Origin of the sequence: Variovorax sucrosi, from assembly GCF_051216635.1 — a bacterium.
Lineage (GTDB): Bacteria > Pseudomonadota > Gammaproteobacteria > Burkholderiales > Burkholderiaceae_C > Variovorax.
On sequence record NZ_JBPJZU010000001.1, the window covers coordinates 389,361 to 406,420 of the forward strand.

Below are 17,060 nucleotides of genomic sequence, written 5' to 3' on the forward strand. Positions count from 1 at the left end.
CGTCATCGAGACGATGCATGCCGTTCGCGACGGGGTATTTGGCGCAATGCCGCTCACTACCGCACCTCGTATTCTTCCATCGGCTTGTCGGTTGGATTCGCCCAGGCTGCTTTGGTCATTTCCGTCGCAGGCAATCCGACGATCGCGTTTTGGGGCGGGATCGGCTTCATGAACCACTTGTCGTAAATGCGTGCGACCTCGCCGCTTTTGGCCATCGCCACGATGCTTTGATCGACGGCCGTCTTGAAAGCCGTATCGCCCTTGGGCAACATGATCGCAATGGGCTCGGTGCTCAGGACCTGGTCGAGCAGTTTGTAATGAGCGGGTTCTCTGCTCTTGGAGATCAGTGTGGCGAGGATCTGCCCATCCGCGACAAACGCGTCGGCGCGGCCGGTCTCCAGCAACAGAAATCCCTCGCTGTTGTCCTTGGCCATCAACTCAGTCGCGTCGCTCTTGAGCTTTCGCAGCAACTGGACGGATGTGCTTCCGGTCGTGGCGGCGACTGTCTTTCCCGCAAGCTGAGCTGTTGACTTGATGGGCGAATTGGCCTTGACCGCAATGCGAACCCCCTCAACATAGAGCGCAGGCGCAAAGGCAACCTCTTTTTGCCGCGCGGCGTTGTTGGTCGTCGTGCCGCATTCGATGTCGACCGTTCCGTTCTGGACAAGCGGTATGCGGTTCTGCGGCGTCACCAGCTGGTATCGCACTTCCAACTTGTCGAGCTGCGCCGACTTCTTGATGTCGGCAATGACGCGTTCGCAGATTTCGACATGGAAACCGGTGTATTTGCCGGGGCCCGTGGTGAACGACATCGCGCCGGAACCATCGCGCACACCCATCGTGATCACGCCTGTGTCCCTGATTTTTTTCAGGGTGTCCGTCTGGGCGGCAGCAGAGCCTCCGAACATGACCAGAGCGCTGGCTACAGCCGCGCTGAGCAGAGTCTGAGTTTTCATGGTGGTTCTCATTTCGCGAAGAGCGAGTTCAGATCCGCGAAAGACTTCATCTCGATGGCATTGCCCGAGGGGTCCAGGAAAAACATCGTTGCCTGTTCACCCGGCTCGCCTTTGAACCGGATGTAGGGCTCGATCACGAACTCGGTCTTCTGCGCGACCAGCTTGTCAGCCATGGTCTGCCATCTGTCCATCGGCACGATCGCGCCGAAATGGCGAACCGGTACCTGATGGCCGTCGACGGCACTGCTTGTCTTGTGCCCGCATTCATCGGGTGCCAGATGCGCGACGATTTGGTGACCGTAGAAGTCGAAATCGACCCATTCGGGGGCGCTGCGGCCTTCAGGGCAGCCCAGCAGGTCGCCGTAGAAGGCTCGAGCTTCGGCGATGTCCCGCACCGGGAAAGCAAGATGGAATGGAATGCGTTGAACTGCGTCGGTCATGGCGTGGTCTTTGAAGTTGGAGTTCGAATGAACGCAACTTTAAAAACGAAGACGCATAACCGAAAGCGCTATATTTCTTTGCTGAGCACCACTTTTGTTAATGTGTCGACATGCAACAAGAGCGCTCGAACACGCCACGCTGGACTGGCCTTGCTGCGACAGATGTCCCAAAGGGGCCGCGGTGAAGAAACCAAGTGCGATCGGCCCGGATCCGTCTGCGGAGCGACTCAATATCAACAGATCGCTATGTCAATAGCGAGTGCACGACCCTCCGCAGCAGGTCATCCACGTCAGTGGCAGCGACTGCACCGGGAAGTGCAATGTCCCCGTAGAGCACAAAAACCGGCTTGCCCCATTTCAGGCCCATCGCGATTTCGGACAGCGTGCCCATGTTGCCGCCGATGGCCACCAGACAGACGCCGCTGCGCGCGACGATCCCGTTGCGCAGTTCACCCATTCCGGTCGGCACCGCCACGCTGAGCCACTCGTTGGCGTTGCGGTCGTCCTCCTCGGGCAGGATGCCGATCACGATGCCGCCGGCATCCGTCGCACCGCGCGAGGCTGCGGCCATCACGCCGCCCCGTCCTCCGCACACGATCGCCATGCCGGCGCCAGCGAGATGACGCGCGACGGTGCGTGCCGCATCGCACTCACGCGCCCCGCCGTCGCCCGGCCCGATGATCGCGACCGGTTGCCGATGCCGATCGGCACCCTTCTGGCGCTGCGCCAGGCGCGCGAGCGCCTCAATGACCGGCGCCGACGGCACCGCGTTCACGCCTTCTGGTAACGACATCACCCACTCCCATCACGATCACACACACCACCATGAGCACCAGCGACAGCGCCGATGCCACCGGAAAATCCGAGCCCCCATCGCTGACCTGCGCGAGCAGCATGAGCGGCAGGATGTTCAACTGTGTCCCGACCAGCGCCAGCGCCGTGCCGTAGGTGCCCATGGCGAGCGCGGCCACGACGCAGCCGCTCGCCAGCACGGAAGGCGCGACCTCGGGCACCACGGTGTCCCAGAACGCACGCGCACGCGAGGCGCCCAGCGTGCGTGCCGCCAGCGCCGGACGCCGATCCAGGTTGGCGAACACCGGGTACAGCGACAGCGCCACGCGCGGGATCAGGTAGTAGGCATAGGCAAAGCCCAGACCCGTCACGCTGTAGATCCAACTGCCGACCACGGCCGGGTCGGCGCCCAGCCCGGCGAGCAACTGGGTCACGAAGCCGGCACGCCCGAAGGCCAGGATGAAGCCGTAGGCGATCACCAGGCCGGAGAAGGCCAGCGGCAGGCCCAGCAGCGTCATCATCCACTGGCGCCGGTGCGCCGGCTGCCGTGCAAGTTCGATCGCGATGCAGGTGCCGACGACGGCCGACACGGTGCCCGCTGCCAGCCCCAGCAGCAGCGTGTTGCGCAGCGCGCCGAGGAACAGCGGCTGGCCGAACAGTCGCCCGAACGCGCTGCCGCCGTCCGAGAAAGCTTCCGGCAGCAAGGCCGCCAGTGGCGCCGCGAAGAACAGCGCCATGAAGACCCAGGCGGGCCAGGCACCGAAACGCCGCATGGCCTACTTGCCCACCGTGGCCTGCGCCCAGAGCTGGTCGAGTTCGGCCTTGCGCTCGGACGCCTTCACCACGTCGAGCGGCCGGACCTGCGGTGCCGGCGGCATCTTGGCGGCCACATCGGCCGACAGCGCGATGCCGGGCACGGCCGGGCGCACGAAGCCCTGCGCGAACAGCGACTGACCGGCCTCGCTCATGATGAAGTTGAGCCACAGCTTGCCGGCGTTCGGGTTCGGGCCGTTCTTCACCAGGCTGATGGCGTAAGGCGCCGCGACGCTCGCTTCCTTGGGGATCACCACCTCGACTGCGTCGCCCATGCCGTCGACGTGCTTGGCCTTGAGGCCGTCGTTCTCGTAGCTGATCCATACCGGGATCTCGCCCTTGAGGAACTTGGCGTACGGCGTGGTGCCTTCCACGCGCAGGACGTTGCCGGCCGCATGCAGCTTGCCCAGGTAGTCGGTGCCGGGCTTGACGTGGTCGATATCGCCGCCGTTGGCGTAGGCCGCAGCGAAGGTCAGCACCTGGCCGATGCCGGTGGAGCGCGGGTCGAGGTAGACGACCGAACTCTTGAACTCGGGCTTGAGCAGGTCGGCCCAGCCGGTCGGCGTGTTCTTCACCAGTTTCTTGTTGACCAGGAAGGCGATGTTGAGCGTGTGGATGGTGAACCAGCGGCCTTCGGCCTCGCGGAACACGGGCGGAAGCTTGTCGAAGTTGACCGGCTTGAAGGGCGCGACCACATCCTTCTTCACCGCATCGACCGCGGATGCCGCGAAGTAATAGGCCGTGTCGGCCTGCGGGCGGCGGCGCGTCTTGTCCAGCGCCACCACGGTGGCGGCCGAGCCGATGTCGTTGTAGGTGAGTTCGATCTCCGGGTAGCGCTTCTTGAAGTCGCGGAACAGCGACTTCCAATTGGCCCATTCGGGGCCGGTGTCGAAGGAGACGCACAGGCCCTCCTTCTGCGCTTCGGCATAGAGCGCCTTCTCGCCCGCATAGAGCTCGGGGCCGTCGAAGGCGAAGGCGGTGCGTGCCACGAGCGTGGCGAGCGACAGTGCGGGCAAGGCGCCGGCGGCCTGGATCAGATGTCTGCGTTGCACGGAAAAGCTCCTTGGGTGCGATGAGTGGAAAGGATCGATGCGAAGGAAGCGGATCAGTCGTCGAGCAGCCGCACGTGCGCGGGCGCGACGCCGATCGCTTCGCGCGCCGGCCAGGCGGATTCGGCGAGGAAGGGCACGCTGGCGCCGGCGACCTCGAAGTCGTAGCGGGTCAACGCGCCGAGGTAACGCTGCGCACCGGCGCGACCCGCGAGGCGGTTGATGCTGCCCGGCAGCGGATCCGCCTCAATGTGCTCGGGGCGGATCAGCACATGCACGGCGGTGCCCAGCGTGCGTGCGCCGGTCGGCGCGGCCAGTTCTGCGAAGCCGACGTTCACACGGTCGCTGGCGGACACGGTGCCCGGCAGCAAGGTCGACAGGCCGACGAACTGGGCCACGGCCCGGCTGGCCGGATGCTCGTAGAGATCGCGCGGGGCGGCGATCTGCAGCAGCCGCCCGTCCTGCATCACGGCCACGCGGTCGGCCATGGTGAGGGCTTCTTCCTGGTCGTGCGTGACCAGCAGCGTGGTGGCATTGAAGCGCTGCTGGATCGCGCGGATCTGGTCGCGCAGATGGCCGCGCACGCTGGCATCGAGCGCGGACAGCGGCTCGTCGAGCAGCAGCGCGCGCGGGTCGATGGCCAGCGCGCGGGCCAGGGCGACACGCTGCTGCTGGCCGCCCGAGAGCTGGGCGACGGCGCGTCGCGCGTAGTCGCCGAGGCCCACCACGTCGAGCAGTTCCTGGGCGCGCCGATGGCGCTCGCCCGTCGGCACCTTGCGCAGCTTGAGGCCGTAGGCCACGTTGTCCAGCACGTTCAGGTGCGGGAAGAGCGCATAGCTCTGGAACACCATGCCGATGTGGCGCTGGTGCACCGGCTTGCGTGACAGGTCTTCGCCGTCGAGCGCGATGCGCCCGCTGTGGCCGGTCTCCAGGCCGGAGACGAGCTTGAGCAGGGTCGACTTGCCCGAACCGCTCGGCCCGATCACGGCGACCAATTCGCCGGTGCGCACATCCAGCGAGATGTCGTGCAGGCCCTGCGTGGTGCCGGGGTAGCTGTAGCTGACGTGATCCAGGGCGAGACTCATGAACGAGGTCTGACGAGAGAAGAAGACAGGAAGGCCGATGCACCGGCGAGCAGCAGCAGGATCACGGTGGCCGCGCAGGCGAAGCCCGTCGCGCCGTAGAAGGCCTGCAACAGCACCACGGGATAGGTTCGGTTCTGGAAGCTGGTCAGCAGGTTCGACAGGCCGAACTCGCCCACCGAAAGCGCTGCGACCATCACCAGCCCGCTGATCAGGCTCTGGCGCAGGCTGGGCAGCACGATGCCGGTGAACTGCTGCCAGTTCGACGCACCCAGCGTTGCGGCGGCCTGCTCCAAGCGTTCGAGACCGAGATGGCGCAGGTCGGTCAGCAGCGTGTTCGTGAGGTAGGGCAGCGTGTAGATGGCATGCGCGGCGATCAGCAGCGGCATCGAGCCGAGCCAGGGCAGCCAGTCGCTGTTGAAGACGATGATGTAGCCGAAGCCCAGGGTGATGGTCGGCACCGCGATCGGCATGGCGCTCACGATGCGCGCGGTCAGGCTGCCGCCGCGGCGCGCGCCGTGGTACAGCGCATAGGCCAGCGGCATGGCCAGCAGGGTGTTGATCGCGCAGGCCGCCAGCGCCACCACGAGGCTGTTGACGAAGGCCTTGCGGAACGACGGGTCCTGCCACAGCTCGACGTACCAGCGGTCGGTGAGCCCGGTCGGCAACAGGGTGTTGGTCCAACTGTCGCCGGCGCTGCCCACCATCAGCAGGGCGATCGGCAGCAACAGGTAGAGCCCGTAAAACAAGGCGACGCCGCGAATCAAGTGAAAGTCTCCGTCTGACATGGAAGGCCGGCATACTTTCCGGCTGCGCCAGTGTTTGCCGTGTCGGCAGCACCGACCCCGCAAATTCTAGGAAGAGAGGCGCCAGAGATGGGTGAATATTGGATGACGTCTGTTGAGCGATTGGAAAGTGTTTGTCATCGCGCTTTCATGTGGACCTGCGGGGGCACGGCGTGAAGCGCGACTGTCCGACCATCCAGGAATTGCTGGCCTTCGACGCCGTCGCGCGGCACGAAAGCATCACGCTGGCGGCCGGCGCGCTGTGCATCACGGTGAGCGCCGTCAGCAAGCAGATCGCAGGGCTGGAAGCCTTTCTTGGTGGGCGCGCGCTGGTGCAGCGCAACGGCCGCGGCGTGCAGCTCACGCCGCAAGGCCGCGTGTACTGGCAGAAGATCGCCGGCGGCCTGCGTGCCATCGAGACCGCCACCTTCGAGGCCCGTTCGGGCAATGCCGGTGCCGGGCTGCTGACGCTGGCGAGCGTGCCGACCTTTCTCACCAAATGGCTGATCCCGCGGCTGCCGGCCTTCAGCCAGAAAAGCCGGCAGGTCACCCTGAGTTTCAGCCGACACCTGGAACCCACGGACGGCATTCCCCCCGGCGTGGACGCAGCCATCCGGTACGGGATCGACGGCTGGCCTGGTGTGGTGTCCGAGTACATCGCCGGTCGTGAGTTCGTGCTGGTCGCCGCACGTGCGCTGGTGGAAGACGTTCACCGCATTGCACAACCGGCCGACTTGCGCGGGCATACCTTGCTGCACCACGAAGGCGCGCCGACCGCCTGGCGCCAATGGGCATCGCAGCACGACGTGGCGGAGAACGCCACCCTTTCCGGACCGCGCTTCGCACAGTACGCCTCACTGATTCAGGCGGCCGTCAACGGCTTGGGCATCGGACTGGTGCCACGCATCCTGGTGCAGGCCGAATTGGCGGAGGGCACGCTCGTCATACCCTGCGGATTGCCGGTCATGGTCGATCAGGGCCACTATCTGTGCTATCGGCCCGATCGGCTGACGATGCCGGGGTTCGAAGCCTTTCGCGCCTGGATCCTCGAGCAGGGTTCGGAATCGCGCGGCGCTGAATCACTGGAATTTCCGTAGACGCATCGGGGGGGCGATTGCAAGCGGTTGCGGTCATTCACTGGTCACACTGCAGGGTGAGAGTGCACGAGTCGCCCAGGAGACGAGCAATGCGGTTGGCCAGTTACAACGTCGAAAACCTGTTCAATCGTGCCAAGGCGATGAGCCTGAGTACCTGGGCGGAGGGCAAGCCGGTGCTGGACCGATTCGCCAAGTTGAACGCGCTGTTGGGTGAGCATCAGTACAGCACAGTCGCCAGGCGGCGCATGGTCGACTTGATGATCGAACTGGGCCTCGAAAAGGCCGATACGGCGCGCTTCGTCATGTTGCGGCAAAACAGGGGCGATCTGGTCAAGCGGCCCAAAACAGGCGGACTGGAAATCGTCGCTGCGGGGCGGGCCGACTGGGTGGGCTCGCTGGATCTGATTCCTGCGCCGGTCGATGAAGACGGCATGCGCAACACCGCGCGCGTGATCATCGAACTCGGCGCAGACGTGCTGGCCGTCGTGGAGGCAGAAAGCCGACCCGCCCTTGCCGCCTTCAACTCGGACATCGTGGGCAGCTTGGGCGGCACGCCTTATCCCCACGTCATGCTCATCGATGGCAATGACGCAAGAGGCATTGACGTCGGTCTGCTCACCAGCGCCGACGTTGCGATCGGCAACATGCGCAGCCATGTCGACGACCGGTCCGACGATGGCCAAGTCGTGTTCTCGCGGGACTGTCCCGAGTTCGAGCTCTCGCTTCCCTCCGGTGAGCGGCTCCTGGTCCTGATCAATCACCTGAAGAGCAAGGGTTACGGCAGCCAGGCCGCCTCCAACGACCGGCGACATCTTCAAGCCTTGCGCGTCAAGTCGATCTATGAAGCAGCCATCGCCCGCGGTGAGCGGTACGTGGCCGTCGTCGGGGACTTCAACGACACGCCAGCCAGTGCAGCGCTGGCACCCTTGCTCCAGCATACGGACTTGAAAGACGCGTTTGAACATCCGACGTTCGACGATGGCGGATTCCCAGGGACGTACGGCTCGTGTACTGCAGGCAACAAGATCGACTATCTGTTGCTGTCGCCGGAACTCTTCGCCAAGGTCATAGGGGGAGGGGTACTGCGCAAAGGCATGTGGCCCGGTGTTCGACCCAAGCGATGGGAGACCTACGACGAACTGAACAGGCCTCAGAACGCGGGTTCGGATCACGCCGCGGTGTGGGTTGACATCGACCTGTAGCGCGCGCCAAGCCAGGCCAGGTCCGGACTCGACTTTCACGGATCTCGCTGGCCCACCCTTGGCGCACCATGCGCATTTACATCCGGCGCGGCAGCTGCAGAAACCAGTGTCACATACGCAGAGCACACTGCCGAGCTATGGCACGCCGACTCCTCTCTCTCGCCGTCACTGTTGATCAGCTCGACAGCGGCGACTACGCTTGGCGCATCCTCGACTCTCCCGATCACTTTGCGGAGTTCGAGCCGTTGGTCGAGGGCTCTTTGATTTATGTGACCTACATCGACGCCTTGAGAGCAGGCTGTGACGCGCTCGTCGCTCTCTGCGATGACCCCCTGATCGGACCGGTCGAGGAGCTCGACGACGCCAGTTCGGACGAAGAGTTTTGACGTGCGGACGGCTTTTTCAGGCTGGCGTGCGCTAGCCACGCACTGAGAAACCACGAGGCTCTTGCTTGGCTGCGTGCTTGGCATGCGCAGCCTCGCTGGCGATGTCCTCTGCATCTTGGGACGCGCTCGGCGCCACCCGAACGGCGCCGATGGACAGAGACGTGAGAGGCGTGAAACGCCGCACGCCGTATCGGTCCTCTGCCTGCACCCCGCCGGCTCGTTGCGCCGCATCGTCGTAGAGCGATCGTGCCGCGAGGTTGAACGCCTCGATCAGATTCGTACAGCGCTGTTGCCAGTCCGAGCTTTGAAAAAGAATCAGGAAATCGTCGCCCCCGATATGGCCGACGAAATCCATATAAGGGTCGGCATGGGAGACGGCCAGTTGCGCGAGAAGGCGGATCATCTCGTCGCCCCGCGAGTACCCGAACTGGTCGTTGAAAACCTTGAAGTTGTTCAGGTCTGCGTAGCAGGCCACAAAGCCTGCACGCCCATCGAGCAATCGCTGAATGTGCAAACTGGTCGGTATGTTCCCAGGTAGAAAGGTCAGGGGGTTTGCATGTCGCGCGGCTTCTACCCGTGCCTCCGTGACGGAGCGAACCAGTTGGTCGCCTGTGCCGAGTCCAACATAACGAGAGTTCTCGGTGACGACGAACCCTTCCCGAAGATAGGCCTGATCTTCCGAGGTGAGGATGCCCAGCAAGCGTTCGACGCTGTCGCCGAGTTCCACGATGCGCGGGGCTTGGTTGCCGTAGCTCAGACAGGGCCGGCGCCCATGAACTTCGCGGAAGTACAGCCGCGCATAGTCGTTCATGAACGACTGCCGGTTGATCAGCGCGACGGGGCGGCCTCCATCGACAACGGGCAGTGCGTGTAGCTCGGCGTGCACCTGAAAGATCCGCGCGACCTCGTCGAGGGCTGTCGAGGGGTGGAGAGCGGGCGCGTCGATGACCGCGAGGCCGCGCAAGGCGGCAGGTTGCCCTTGATGCGTCGGGTGCGGTACGACCGGAACTCGCCGGTCGTCGATGGCCTTGCTGACGAGGTACGGCACTTCCGTCTGCAGGACGCGCTGCGGACGGCCGAACCAGTATCCCTGCCCCAGGTCCACGCCGAGCTCGCGCAGGACGCCCATGTCGTGTGGACCTTCCACCCCTTCGGCCACCAGGACGGTTCCGAAGGCCTGCGCAAGGCCAACGGCCATGCGAACCAGCTCTGCCCGTTGTGGTTGAACGGCGATCCCTTGAACGAAGGATTTGTCGATCTTCACAAAATCGGGCTGCAGGTCTGTCCATCTGCGGAGGTTGGAATGGCCCTCGCCGAAGTCGTCCAGGGCGAGCCGTGCGCCGGTCGTTCTTAGTCTTTGCACTGCCTGGCCCAATGCTTCGGCGGGTCCGCGTCCCGCGCTCTCGGTCAGCTCGACGATGATCGCCCCCGCGACCGTGTTGTGGAGCGCCATCTGTGCTTCGAACCAGGTCGGGCTGTCCTCCTCCTTCGTCATGGCCTCGACGAGCGCATCGGCGCTCAGGTTGATGAACAACTGACCCGGCGCAGGCGTGAGGCGCCATTGCGCCAGGATGGTCTGGACGCATCGCAGTTCGAAGCTTGTGAGACAGGCGTGCGCGTCAGCCCACGCCAGAAGCGCCAAGGGTCCATGGAGAGGAGTGCCTTCGGGGCCGCGTATCAAGGCTTCGTAGCCGACGATCTCTCCTGCGCGGAGGTCGACGATCGGCTGGAACACGGGATGCAGTTCGGGGAGGGCAAGGGCGCCTGCGTCGCCCGTCGGCTGTTCGTTCATTGAGGTGGCTATCGGTGTGCCGATAGCTTCGCCCACACGCGTGACAAAGTACTACTTGCGCGCCAGCCGCATAGTGCCGAGTACAAATTTCCCCTGTGCTTGTGACATTCTCGCCACCAGACCGGCGGATCCTTGAGGCCCGCCCCTTCCGCGCCGCCCGCGCTGCACGCTCGCGATCCGGAAGCTCAATGCGAGCGGATCGCCACCGCGTCGACAGGCTCGGCCTGCCAGCCGCCGCCCAGCGCCTTGAACGCGCTGACCGCCGCGCGCGCCGATTCCGTCTGCGCCTGCGCTCTCGCATCGGCCACGCGCAGCAGGCTTTCGTCCGCTTGCAGCACTTCGATCAGGCTGACGACGCCCTTCTGGTACGCCGCGAACGCAGCGCCCCTCGCGCGGCCGAGCGATGCTTCGCCCTGCGCCAGCAGAGCGGTCTGCGCTTCACGTTTGACCAGTGCGGAGAAGGCGTTCTCGACGTCTTCGGTCGCACGCAGCGCGGTGAGCCGGTAGGCCGCGAGCAGCTCCGCGTCCTGCCCCTTGGCGAGTTCGATCTGCGCATCGATGCGCCCGAAGTCGAACAGGCGCCAACGCAGGCCGAGCATCCCCGCGCCCTGGCTCGCGCCGCTGCTGAAGAGGTTGCCGCCGGACACCGAGGTGGCGCTGCCGATCATTCCGCTCAGGGAGAACTTCGGGTAGTACTCGGCCACGGCCACGCCGATGCGGGCGTTCGAGGCGGCCAGGCGCCGTTCCGCCGCGATCAGGTCGGGTCGGCGGCGCAGCAGGTCGCCAGGCGACCCGGCACCATCGATGCGAGGCGCGACGGGGATGGCGCCGGCCTGTTCCAGTTCCGCGCGATGCGCGCCGGGCGCTGTGCCCAGCATCACGTCCAGGGCATTCATCGCGGCGTCCAGGCCGGCTTCGAGCACCGGCACGGACGCGCGGACCTGCGCGAGCGCGCCTTCGGCCTGCCGCAATTGAAGTTCGGCGGCCAGCCCCTTGCCATAGAGCAGGTCGACCTTGGACACCAGATCCTGCTGCGTGCTCACTTGCCGGCGCGCCACGTCCAGGCGGGCTTGCAGGCCGCGCAGGGTGATGTAGATGTCGGCAGTCTGCGCCGCGACCGTCAGGCGGGTGGCGGCCGCGCCCGCTTCGGATGCCTGGTAGTCGGCCCGCGCGGCTTCTCGCCCGCGACGCAGCCCGCCGAAGAGGTCGAGCTCCCAGTTCGCGCCGAGGTTCGCTTCATAGGCGTTGCCGTAGCGGTCGAAGTTGGGCTGCGAGTTCAGCACTTGGCCCAGCGGCGTTTCCACCGACTGGTAGGCCCGCGCCGCCTGTGCGCTGACGTTGCCCGAAGGTAGCAGCGCCGCGTTCGCCGCACCGAGACCGGCCCGGGCCTGGGCGACGCGGGCGGACGCCTGCGCAAGATCGAGGTTCTGCGTCAACGCGAGTTCGACGTAGCGTGCCAACTGGGCGTCGCCGAACCCCTTCCACCACGCAGCCAGGTCGGCGTCGGCGGTGGTCGCCCGCTCGCCGACAGCGCGCTGGCCGAGAAACTTGTCCGGCAGCGAGGTTTCGGGGCGAACATAGTCGGGGCCCACGGCGCAGCCGGCGAGAAGGCAGGCTGCGGCGACCAGCGTGAGTGAAGTGCGTGTGAGCATGGGGTTCTTCCTGGGCGGACTTCGCATTGACGGATTGTGACTAGTATACGATATGGTCACTTATTGTTCAAACATGCAAGTGACGCTAAGCTCTGCCCATGAGTACAGCCATCACCTCCCCGGTCTCGCCACGCGGCCCGGCCGACCATGACGTGAGAGATCAGATCGTGGTCGCCGCGACCGAGCATTTCAGTCAATACGGCTATGAAAAGACGACCGTTTCGGATTTGGCCAAGACCATTGGTTTCTCCAAGGCCTACATCTACAAGTTCTTCGAATCCAAGCAGGCCATCGGCGAAATGATCTGCAGCAACTGCCTGCGAGAGATCGAGGCCGAGGTGGTGGCCGCAGTGAGCGCGGTCGATCGTCCGCCGGAAAAGCTGCGCCGCATGTTCAAGGCGATCGTCGAGGCGAGCCTTCGCTTGTTCTTCCAGGATCGCAAGCTCTACGAGATCGCGATATCGGCCGCTACCGAGCGCTGGCGGTCCGCCATCGCGCACGAGGAATTCGTCCGGCAACTGATTCTGGAGGTGCTGCAGCAAGGGCGGGATTCGGGGGAGTTCGAGCGCAAGACACCGATCGACGAGACCGCGGCGGCCATCTACCTGGTCATGCACCCTTACATCAACCCTCTGTTGCTGCGCCACAGCTTCGATCACACCGACGAGGCGCCGGCACTCCTGTCCGGACTGGTGCTGCGCAGCCTGTCGCCCTGAGATCGACAGATTTATGTGACCATTGACTTATATGGTCACTAGTCGCAGAATTTGCGTCCTGATCGATTCGTCAATGGGACTCTCATGCTGCCGCGCCGCTTTGTTACTTCCGCAGTCCTCTGTGCCCTGCCGTTTGCGTTGGCCGCCTGCGGCGAGAAGACGCCACCCGATGCACGCACCCTCACGCCGCTGGTGCGAGCCGCCACGGTCCAGCCGGCCGGGTCGACATCGCGGTCGTTCAGCGGCACCGTCGCCGCGCGCGTCCAGAGCGATCTGGGTTTTCGCGTCACCGGCAAGGTGCTGGAGCGTCTTGTGGACGCCGGCCAGACCGTCAAGCGCGGGCAGTTGCTCCTGCGCATCGACCCGGTCGATCTGAAGCTGGCGTCGCGTGCGCAGCAGGAGGCCGTGGCCGCCGCCCGCGCGCGCGCCAAGCAGGCGAGCGACGAGGAACTCCGCTACCGCGACCTGCGCGGAACGGGCGCCATTTCGGCCTCGGCCTACGACCAGATCAAGGCGGCGGCCGATGCGGCCCAGGCCCAGTTGAGCGCGACCGAGGCGCAGTCCGAGGTCGCTCGCAACGCCAACCGGTATTCGGACCTGGTTGCCGATGTCGACGGCACGGTCCTCGAAACGCTGGTCGAACCGGGCCAGGTTGTGAATGCCGGCCAGGTGGTGGTGCGCGTGGCGCAGTCCGGGCGCCGGGAGGCGGTGGTGCAGCTGCCCGAAACGCTGCGCCCGGCCATCGGCTCGGTGGGCCAGGCCACGCTGTTCGGCAAGGAAGGCGCCGCGGTCCCCGTCAAGCTCCGGCAGCTTTCGGATACGGCCGACCGCCTGACCCGTACCTTCGAGGCGCGCTACGTGCTCGAAGGCGAGCTGGCCAATGCGCCGCTGGGCGCCACGGTGACGGTCCACGTCGGGGACGGCAAGGTCGTCGCGAAGAACGGTGTGCAGGTGCCCATCGGCGCCCTGTTCGACGCCGGCAAGGCGCCGGGGGTCTGGGTCATCACCGGCGAGCCGGCGAAGGTGCACTGGCAGCCGGTGACGGTGGAGTCGCTGGAAGACGACCGCGCGCAGGTCACGGGCCAACTCAAGCAGGGCGACCGCGTGGTCGCCCTCGGCGCGCACCTGCTGCGCGAGGGTGAAGAGGTGCGCATTGCCGATGCGGCCCGCGCGGCTGCGGCGCCTGCGGGCGGCGGAGCCCGTCCATGAGCGAAGGCCGTTTGAATCTGTCGGCGCTCGCCGTCCGCGAGCGCGCCATCACCCTGTTCCTGATCCTGCTGATCTCGCTGGCCGGCCTGGTCGCTTTCTTCAAGCTGGGGCGCGCGGAAGACCCGGCTTTCACGATCAAGGTGATGACCGTCATCACCGCATGGCCCGGTGCGACGGCGCAGGAAATGCAGGACCAGGTCGCCGAGAAGCTCGAGAAGCGCCTGCAGGAACTGCGCTACTACGACCGCGCCGAAACCTACACCCGGCCCGGCCTCGCGTTCACCACCCTGACCTTGCAGGACAGCACGCCACCGGCAAAGGTGCAGGACGAGTTCTACCAGGCACGCAAGAAGATCGGCGACGAAGCGGGCAATCTGCCGGCGGGCGTGATCGGCCCGATGGTCAACGACGAGTACGCCGACGTCACCTTCGCCCTGTTCGCGCTCAAGGCCAAGGGCGAGCCGCAGCGCGTGCTGGTGCGCGATGCGGAAACGCTGCGCCAGCGGCTGCTGCACGTGCCGGGCGTGAAGAAGGTGAACATCGCCGGCGAGCAGCCCGAACGCATCTACGTCGAGTTCGCGCACGACCGCCTGGCCACGCTGGGCATCGGCCCGCAGGAGGTGTTCGCCGCGCTCAATGCCCAGAATGCGCTGAGCCCGGCCGGCTCGGTGGAGACCAAGGGCCCGCAGGTCTTCATTCGCCTGGACGGCGCCTTCGACACCCTGCAGAAGATCCGCGACACGCCGGTGGTCGCGCAAGGCCGCACCCTCAAGCTGTCGGACGTCGCCACGGTCAAGCGCGGCTATGAAGATCCGAGCACTTTCATGATCCGCAACGGCGGCGAACCGGCCCTGCTGATCGGCGTGGTGATGAAAGAGGGCTGGAACGGGCTCGACCTGGGCAAGTCGCTGGACGCGGAAGCCCGCGCCGTCAATGCCGAACTCCCGCTGGGCCTGAGCCTGACCAAGGTCACCGACCAGTCCGTGAACATCGCCGCGTCGGTCGACGAATTCATGATGAAGTTCTTCGCGGCCTTGCTGGTCGTGATGCTGGTGAGCTTCCTGAGCATGGGCTGGCGCGCGGGGTTGGTGGTCGCCGCGGCCGTGCCGCTCACGCTGGCCGTGGTCTTCGTGGTGATGGCCGCCACCGGAAAGAACTTCGACCGCATCACGCTCGGCTCGCTGATCCTGGCGCTGGGCCTGCTGGTGGACGACGCCATCATCGCCATCGAGATGATGGTGGTGAAGATCGAAGAAGGCTACAGCCACATCGCCGCGTCTGCGTACGCGTGGAGCCACACGGCAGCGCCGATGCTCTCGGGCACGCTGGTGACCGCCGTCGGCTTCATGCCCAACGGCTTCGCGCCATCGACCGCGGGCGAGTACACGAGCAACATGTTCTGGATCGTCGGCATCGCGCTGATCGCCTCCTGGGTCGTCGCAGTCGTGTTCACGCCGTACCTGGGCGTGAAGCTGCTGCCGAACTTCAAGAAGATCGAAGGCGGCCACGCCGCGATCTACGACACGCCGCGCTACAACCGACTGCGTCGCGTGCTCGAGCGCGTGATCGCCGGCAAGTGGTTGGTCGCGGGCGCCGTCATCGCGCTGTTCGTGCTGTCCATCCTCGGCATGGGTGTCGTGAAGAAGCAGTTCTTCCCGATCTCCGACCGCCCCGAAGTGCTGGTCGAAGTGCAGATGCCTTATGGCACGGCCATCACGCAGACCAGCGACGCGGCAGCGAAGGTCGAGGCCTGGCTGTCCAAGCAAGCCGAGGCGCAGATCGTCACGTCCTACATCGGCCAGGGCGCGCCGCGCTTCTTCTTCGCCATGGGCCCGGAACTGCCGGACCCGTCTTTCGCCAAGATCGTCATCCGCACCGCCAGCCAGGAAGAGCGCGACGCCCTGAAGCTGCGGCTGCGCGAGGCCATTGCGCAGGGCCTGGCGCCCGAGGCGCGGGTTCGGGTGACCCAACTGGTGTTCGGCCCGTACTCGCCGTTCCCGGTGGCCTACCGCGTCACGGGGCCGGATGCGAACGAACTGCGGAAGATCGCGGCCGACGTGCGCCAGGTTATGGATGCAAGCCCGATGATGCGCACCGTCAGCACCGACTGGGGCACGCGCACGCCCACGCTGCACTTCACCTTGGATCAGGACCGTTTGCAGGCCGTGGGCCTGAGCTCGAGCGCCGTGGCGCAACAACTGCAGTTCCTGCTGAGCGGTGCGCCCGTGACCACCGTGCGCGAAGACATCCGCACCGTGCAGGTCGTCGCCCGTTCGGCGGGCGACACGCGCCTGGACCCGGCCCGCATCGCGGACTTCACGCTCGCCGGCGCCGGTGGCCAACGCATTCCCCTGTCGCAGGTTGGTGAGGTCGAGGTGCGCATGGAAGAGCCGGTCATGCGGCGGCGCGACCGCGTGCCCACCATCACCGTGCAGGGCGACATCGCCGACGGAACGCAGCCGCCGGACGTGTCGAACGCGATCACGAAGCAGCTTCAGCCGATCATCGACAAGCTGCCTGCGGGCTACCGCATCGTCCAGGCCGGCTCCATCGAGGAATCGGAGAAGGCGACCAAGGCGATGCTGCCGCTGTTCCCGATCATGCTGGCGGCCACGCTGCTCATCATCATCCTCCAGGTGCGCTCGATGTCGGCGATGGTCATGGTGTTCCTCACGAGCCCGCTGGGGTTGATCGGCGTGGTGCCAACCCTGCTCATCTTCCAACAGGCCTTCGGCATCAACGCACTGGTCGGCCTCATCGCGCTGTCGGGCATCTTGATGCGCAACACGCTGATCCTGCTCGGGCAGATCCACCACAACGAGCAAGAAGGGCTGGACCCTTTCCATGCGGTCGTCGAGGCCACCGTGCAGCGGGCCCGGCCGGTGATCCTGACGGCGCTCGCGGCGATCCTCGCCTTCATTCCCCTGACCCACTCGGTGTTCTGGGGCGCATTGGCCTACACGCTGATCGGCGGCACGTTCGCGGGGACGGTGCTGACCCTGGTGTTCCTGCCAGCCATGTATTCCATCTGGTTCAGGATCCGGCCCGCCAACGGCCCCGTGCCTGCGCACTGATGGCGCTTGCGCACC

The 17,060-nt window shown here is 65.6% G+C and carries 15 protein-coding genes; 6 read left to right on the top strand and 9 right to left on the bottom strand.

Annotated elements, in window-relative coordinates; genetic code table 11:
• Positions 1–56 precede the first annotated feature (56 nt).
• The 7 genes from ACSFBE_RS01730 to ACSFBE_RS01760 all read right to left on the bottom strand — a co-directional run bounded on the left by ACSFBE_RS01730 (position 57) and on the right by ACSFBE_RS01760 (position 5,920).
• Entirely contained in the window at positions 57–956 is a 900-nt protein-coding gene (locus ACSFBE_RS01730; RefSeq protein WP_435488641.1) for an amino acid ABC transporter substrate-binding protein, read from the bottom strand.
• Positions 957–964: 8 nt separating this feature from the next.
• Positions 965–1,396 carry a VOC family protein gene (locus ACSFBE_RS01735; RefSeq protein ID WP_435488642.1) on the bottom strand — a complete coding sequence of 144 codons (432 nt, stop codon included), beginning with the start codon at positions 1,394–1,396 and terminating at the stop codon, positions 965–967.
• 244 nt (positions 1,397–1,640) lie between these two features.
• Positions 1,641–2,189, bottom strand: coding sequence for a TIGR00725 family protein (locus ACSFBE_RS01740; RefSeq protein ID WP_435488643.1), 549 nt, complete (start codon positions 2,187–2,189; stop codon positions 1,641–1,643).
• Entirely contained in the window at positions 2,140–2,961 is an 822-nt protein-coding gene (locus tag ACSFBE_RS01745; protein ID WP_435488644.1) for an ABC transporter permease, read from the bottom strand. Before ACSFBE_RS01745 ends, ACSFBE_RS01740 begins: the two co-directional genes overlap by 50 nt.
• Before the next feature lie 3 nt (positions 2,962–2,964).
• Complete coding sequence (locus tag ACSFBE_RS01750) at positions 2,965–4,053, bottom strand: extracellular solute-binding protein (protein ID WP_435488645.1); 1,089 nt, start codon at positions 4,051–4,053, stop codon at positions 2,965–2,967.
• A gap of 53 nt (positions 4,054–4,106) precedes the next feature.
• A complete protein-coding gene (locus ACSFBE_RS01755) occupies positions 4,107–5,135 on the bottom strand; it encodes an ABC transporter ATP-binding protein (RefSeq protein WP_435488646.1) in 1,029 nt (342 codons plus the stop codon).
• The gene (locus tag ACSFBE_RS01760) at positions 5,132–5,920 is read right to left on the bottom strand and encodes an ABC transporter permease (RefSeq protein WP_435488647.1); all 789 of its coding nucleotides are present in this window, start codon (positions 5,918–5,920) and stop codon (positions 5,132–5,134) included. The genes ACSFBE_RS01755 and ACSFBE_RS01760 overlap by 4 nt, the downstream gene beginning before the upstream one ends.
• 170 nt (positions 5,921–6,090) lie before the next feature.
• Here ACSFBE_RS01760 and ACSFBE_RS01765 point away from each other — a divergent pair, with 170 nt between their 5' ends.
• The 3 genes from ACSFBE_RS01765 (at position 6,091) to ACSFBE_RS01775 (ending at position 8,602) form a co-directional block, all read left to right on the top strand.
• A complete protein-coding gene (locus ACSFBE_RS01765) occupies positions 6,091–7,014 on the top strand; it encodes a LysR substrate-binding domain-containing protein (protein ID WP_435488890.1) in 924 nt (307 codons plus the stop codon).
• Between the two features lie 89 nt (positions 7,015–7,103).
• Positions 7,104–8,216 carry an endonuclease/exonuclease/phosphatase family protein gene (locus ACSFBE_RS01770; RefSeq protein ID WP_435488648.1) on the top strand — a complete coding sequence of 371 codons (1,113 nt, stop codon included), beginning with the start codon at positions 7,104–7,106 and terminating at the stop codon, positions 8,214–8,216.
• Positions 8,217–8,353: 137 nt separating this feature from the next.
• The gene (locus ACSFBE_RS01775; RefSeq protein WP_435488649.1) at positions 8,354–8,602 is read left to right on the top strand and encodes a hypothetical protein; all 249 of its coding nucleotides are present in this window, start codon (positions 8,354–8,356) and stop codon (positions 8,600–8,602) included.
• Between the two features lie 31 nt (positions 8,603–8,633).
• Here ACSFBE_RS01775 and ACSFBE_RS01780 read toward each other — a convergent pair whose 3' ends face one another.
• Positions 8,634–10,394 (bottom strand): EAL domain-containing protein, encoded by a 1,761-nt coding sequence (locus ACSFBE_RS01780; protein ID WP_435488650.1) that lies wholly within the window; start codon positions 10,392–10,394, stop codon positions 8,634–8,636.
• Positions 10,395–10,579: 185 nt separating this feature from the next.
• Entirely contained in the window at positions 10,580–12,046 is a 1,467-nt protein-coding gene (locus tag ACSFBE_RS01785) for an efflux transporter outer membrane subunit (RefSeq protein ID WP_435488651.1), read from the bottom strand.
• 98 nt (positions 12,047–12,144) lie between these two features.
• Between ACSFBE_RS01785 and ACSFBE_RS01790 the strand changes: the two genes are divergently transcribed.
• The 3 genes from ACSFBE_RS01790 (at position 12,145) to ACSFBE_RS01800 (ending at position 17,045) form a co-directional block, all read left to right on the top strand.
• A complete protein-coding gene (locus ACSFBE_RS01790; protein ID WP_435488652.1) occupies positions 12,145–12,762 on the top strand; it encodes a TetR/AcrR family transcriptional regulator in 618 nt (205 codons plus the stop codon).
• An 84-nt stretch (positions 12,763–12,846) separates the two neighbouring features.
• A complete protein-coding gene (locus ACSFBE_RS01795) occupies positions 12,847–13,971 on the top strand; it encodes an efflux RND transporter periplasmic adaptor subunit (protein ID WP_435488653.1) in 1,125 nt (374 codons plus the stop codon).
• Positions 13,968–17,045: an efflux RND transporter permease subunit gene (locus tag ACSFBE_RS01800; protein ID WP_435488654.1), complete on the top strand. Its 3,078-nt coding sequence runs from the start codon at positions 13,968–13,970 to the stop codon at positions 17,043–17,045. Before ACSFBE_RS01795 ends, ACSFBE_RS01800 begins: the two co-directional genes overlap by 4 nt.
• Positions 17,046–17,060: the final 15 nt, after the last annotated feature.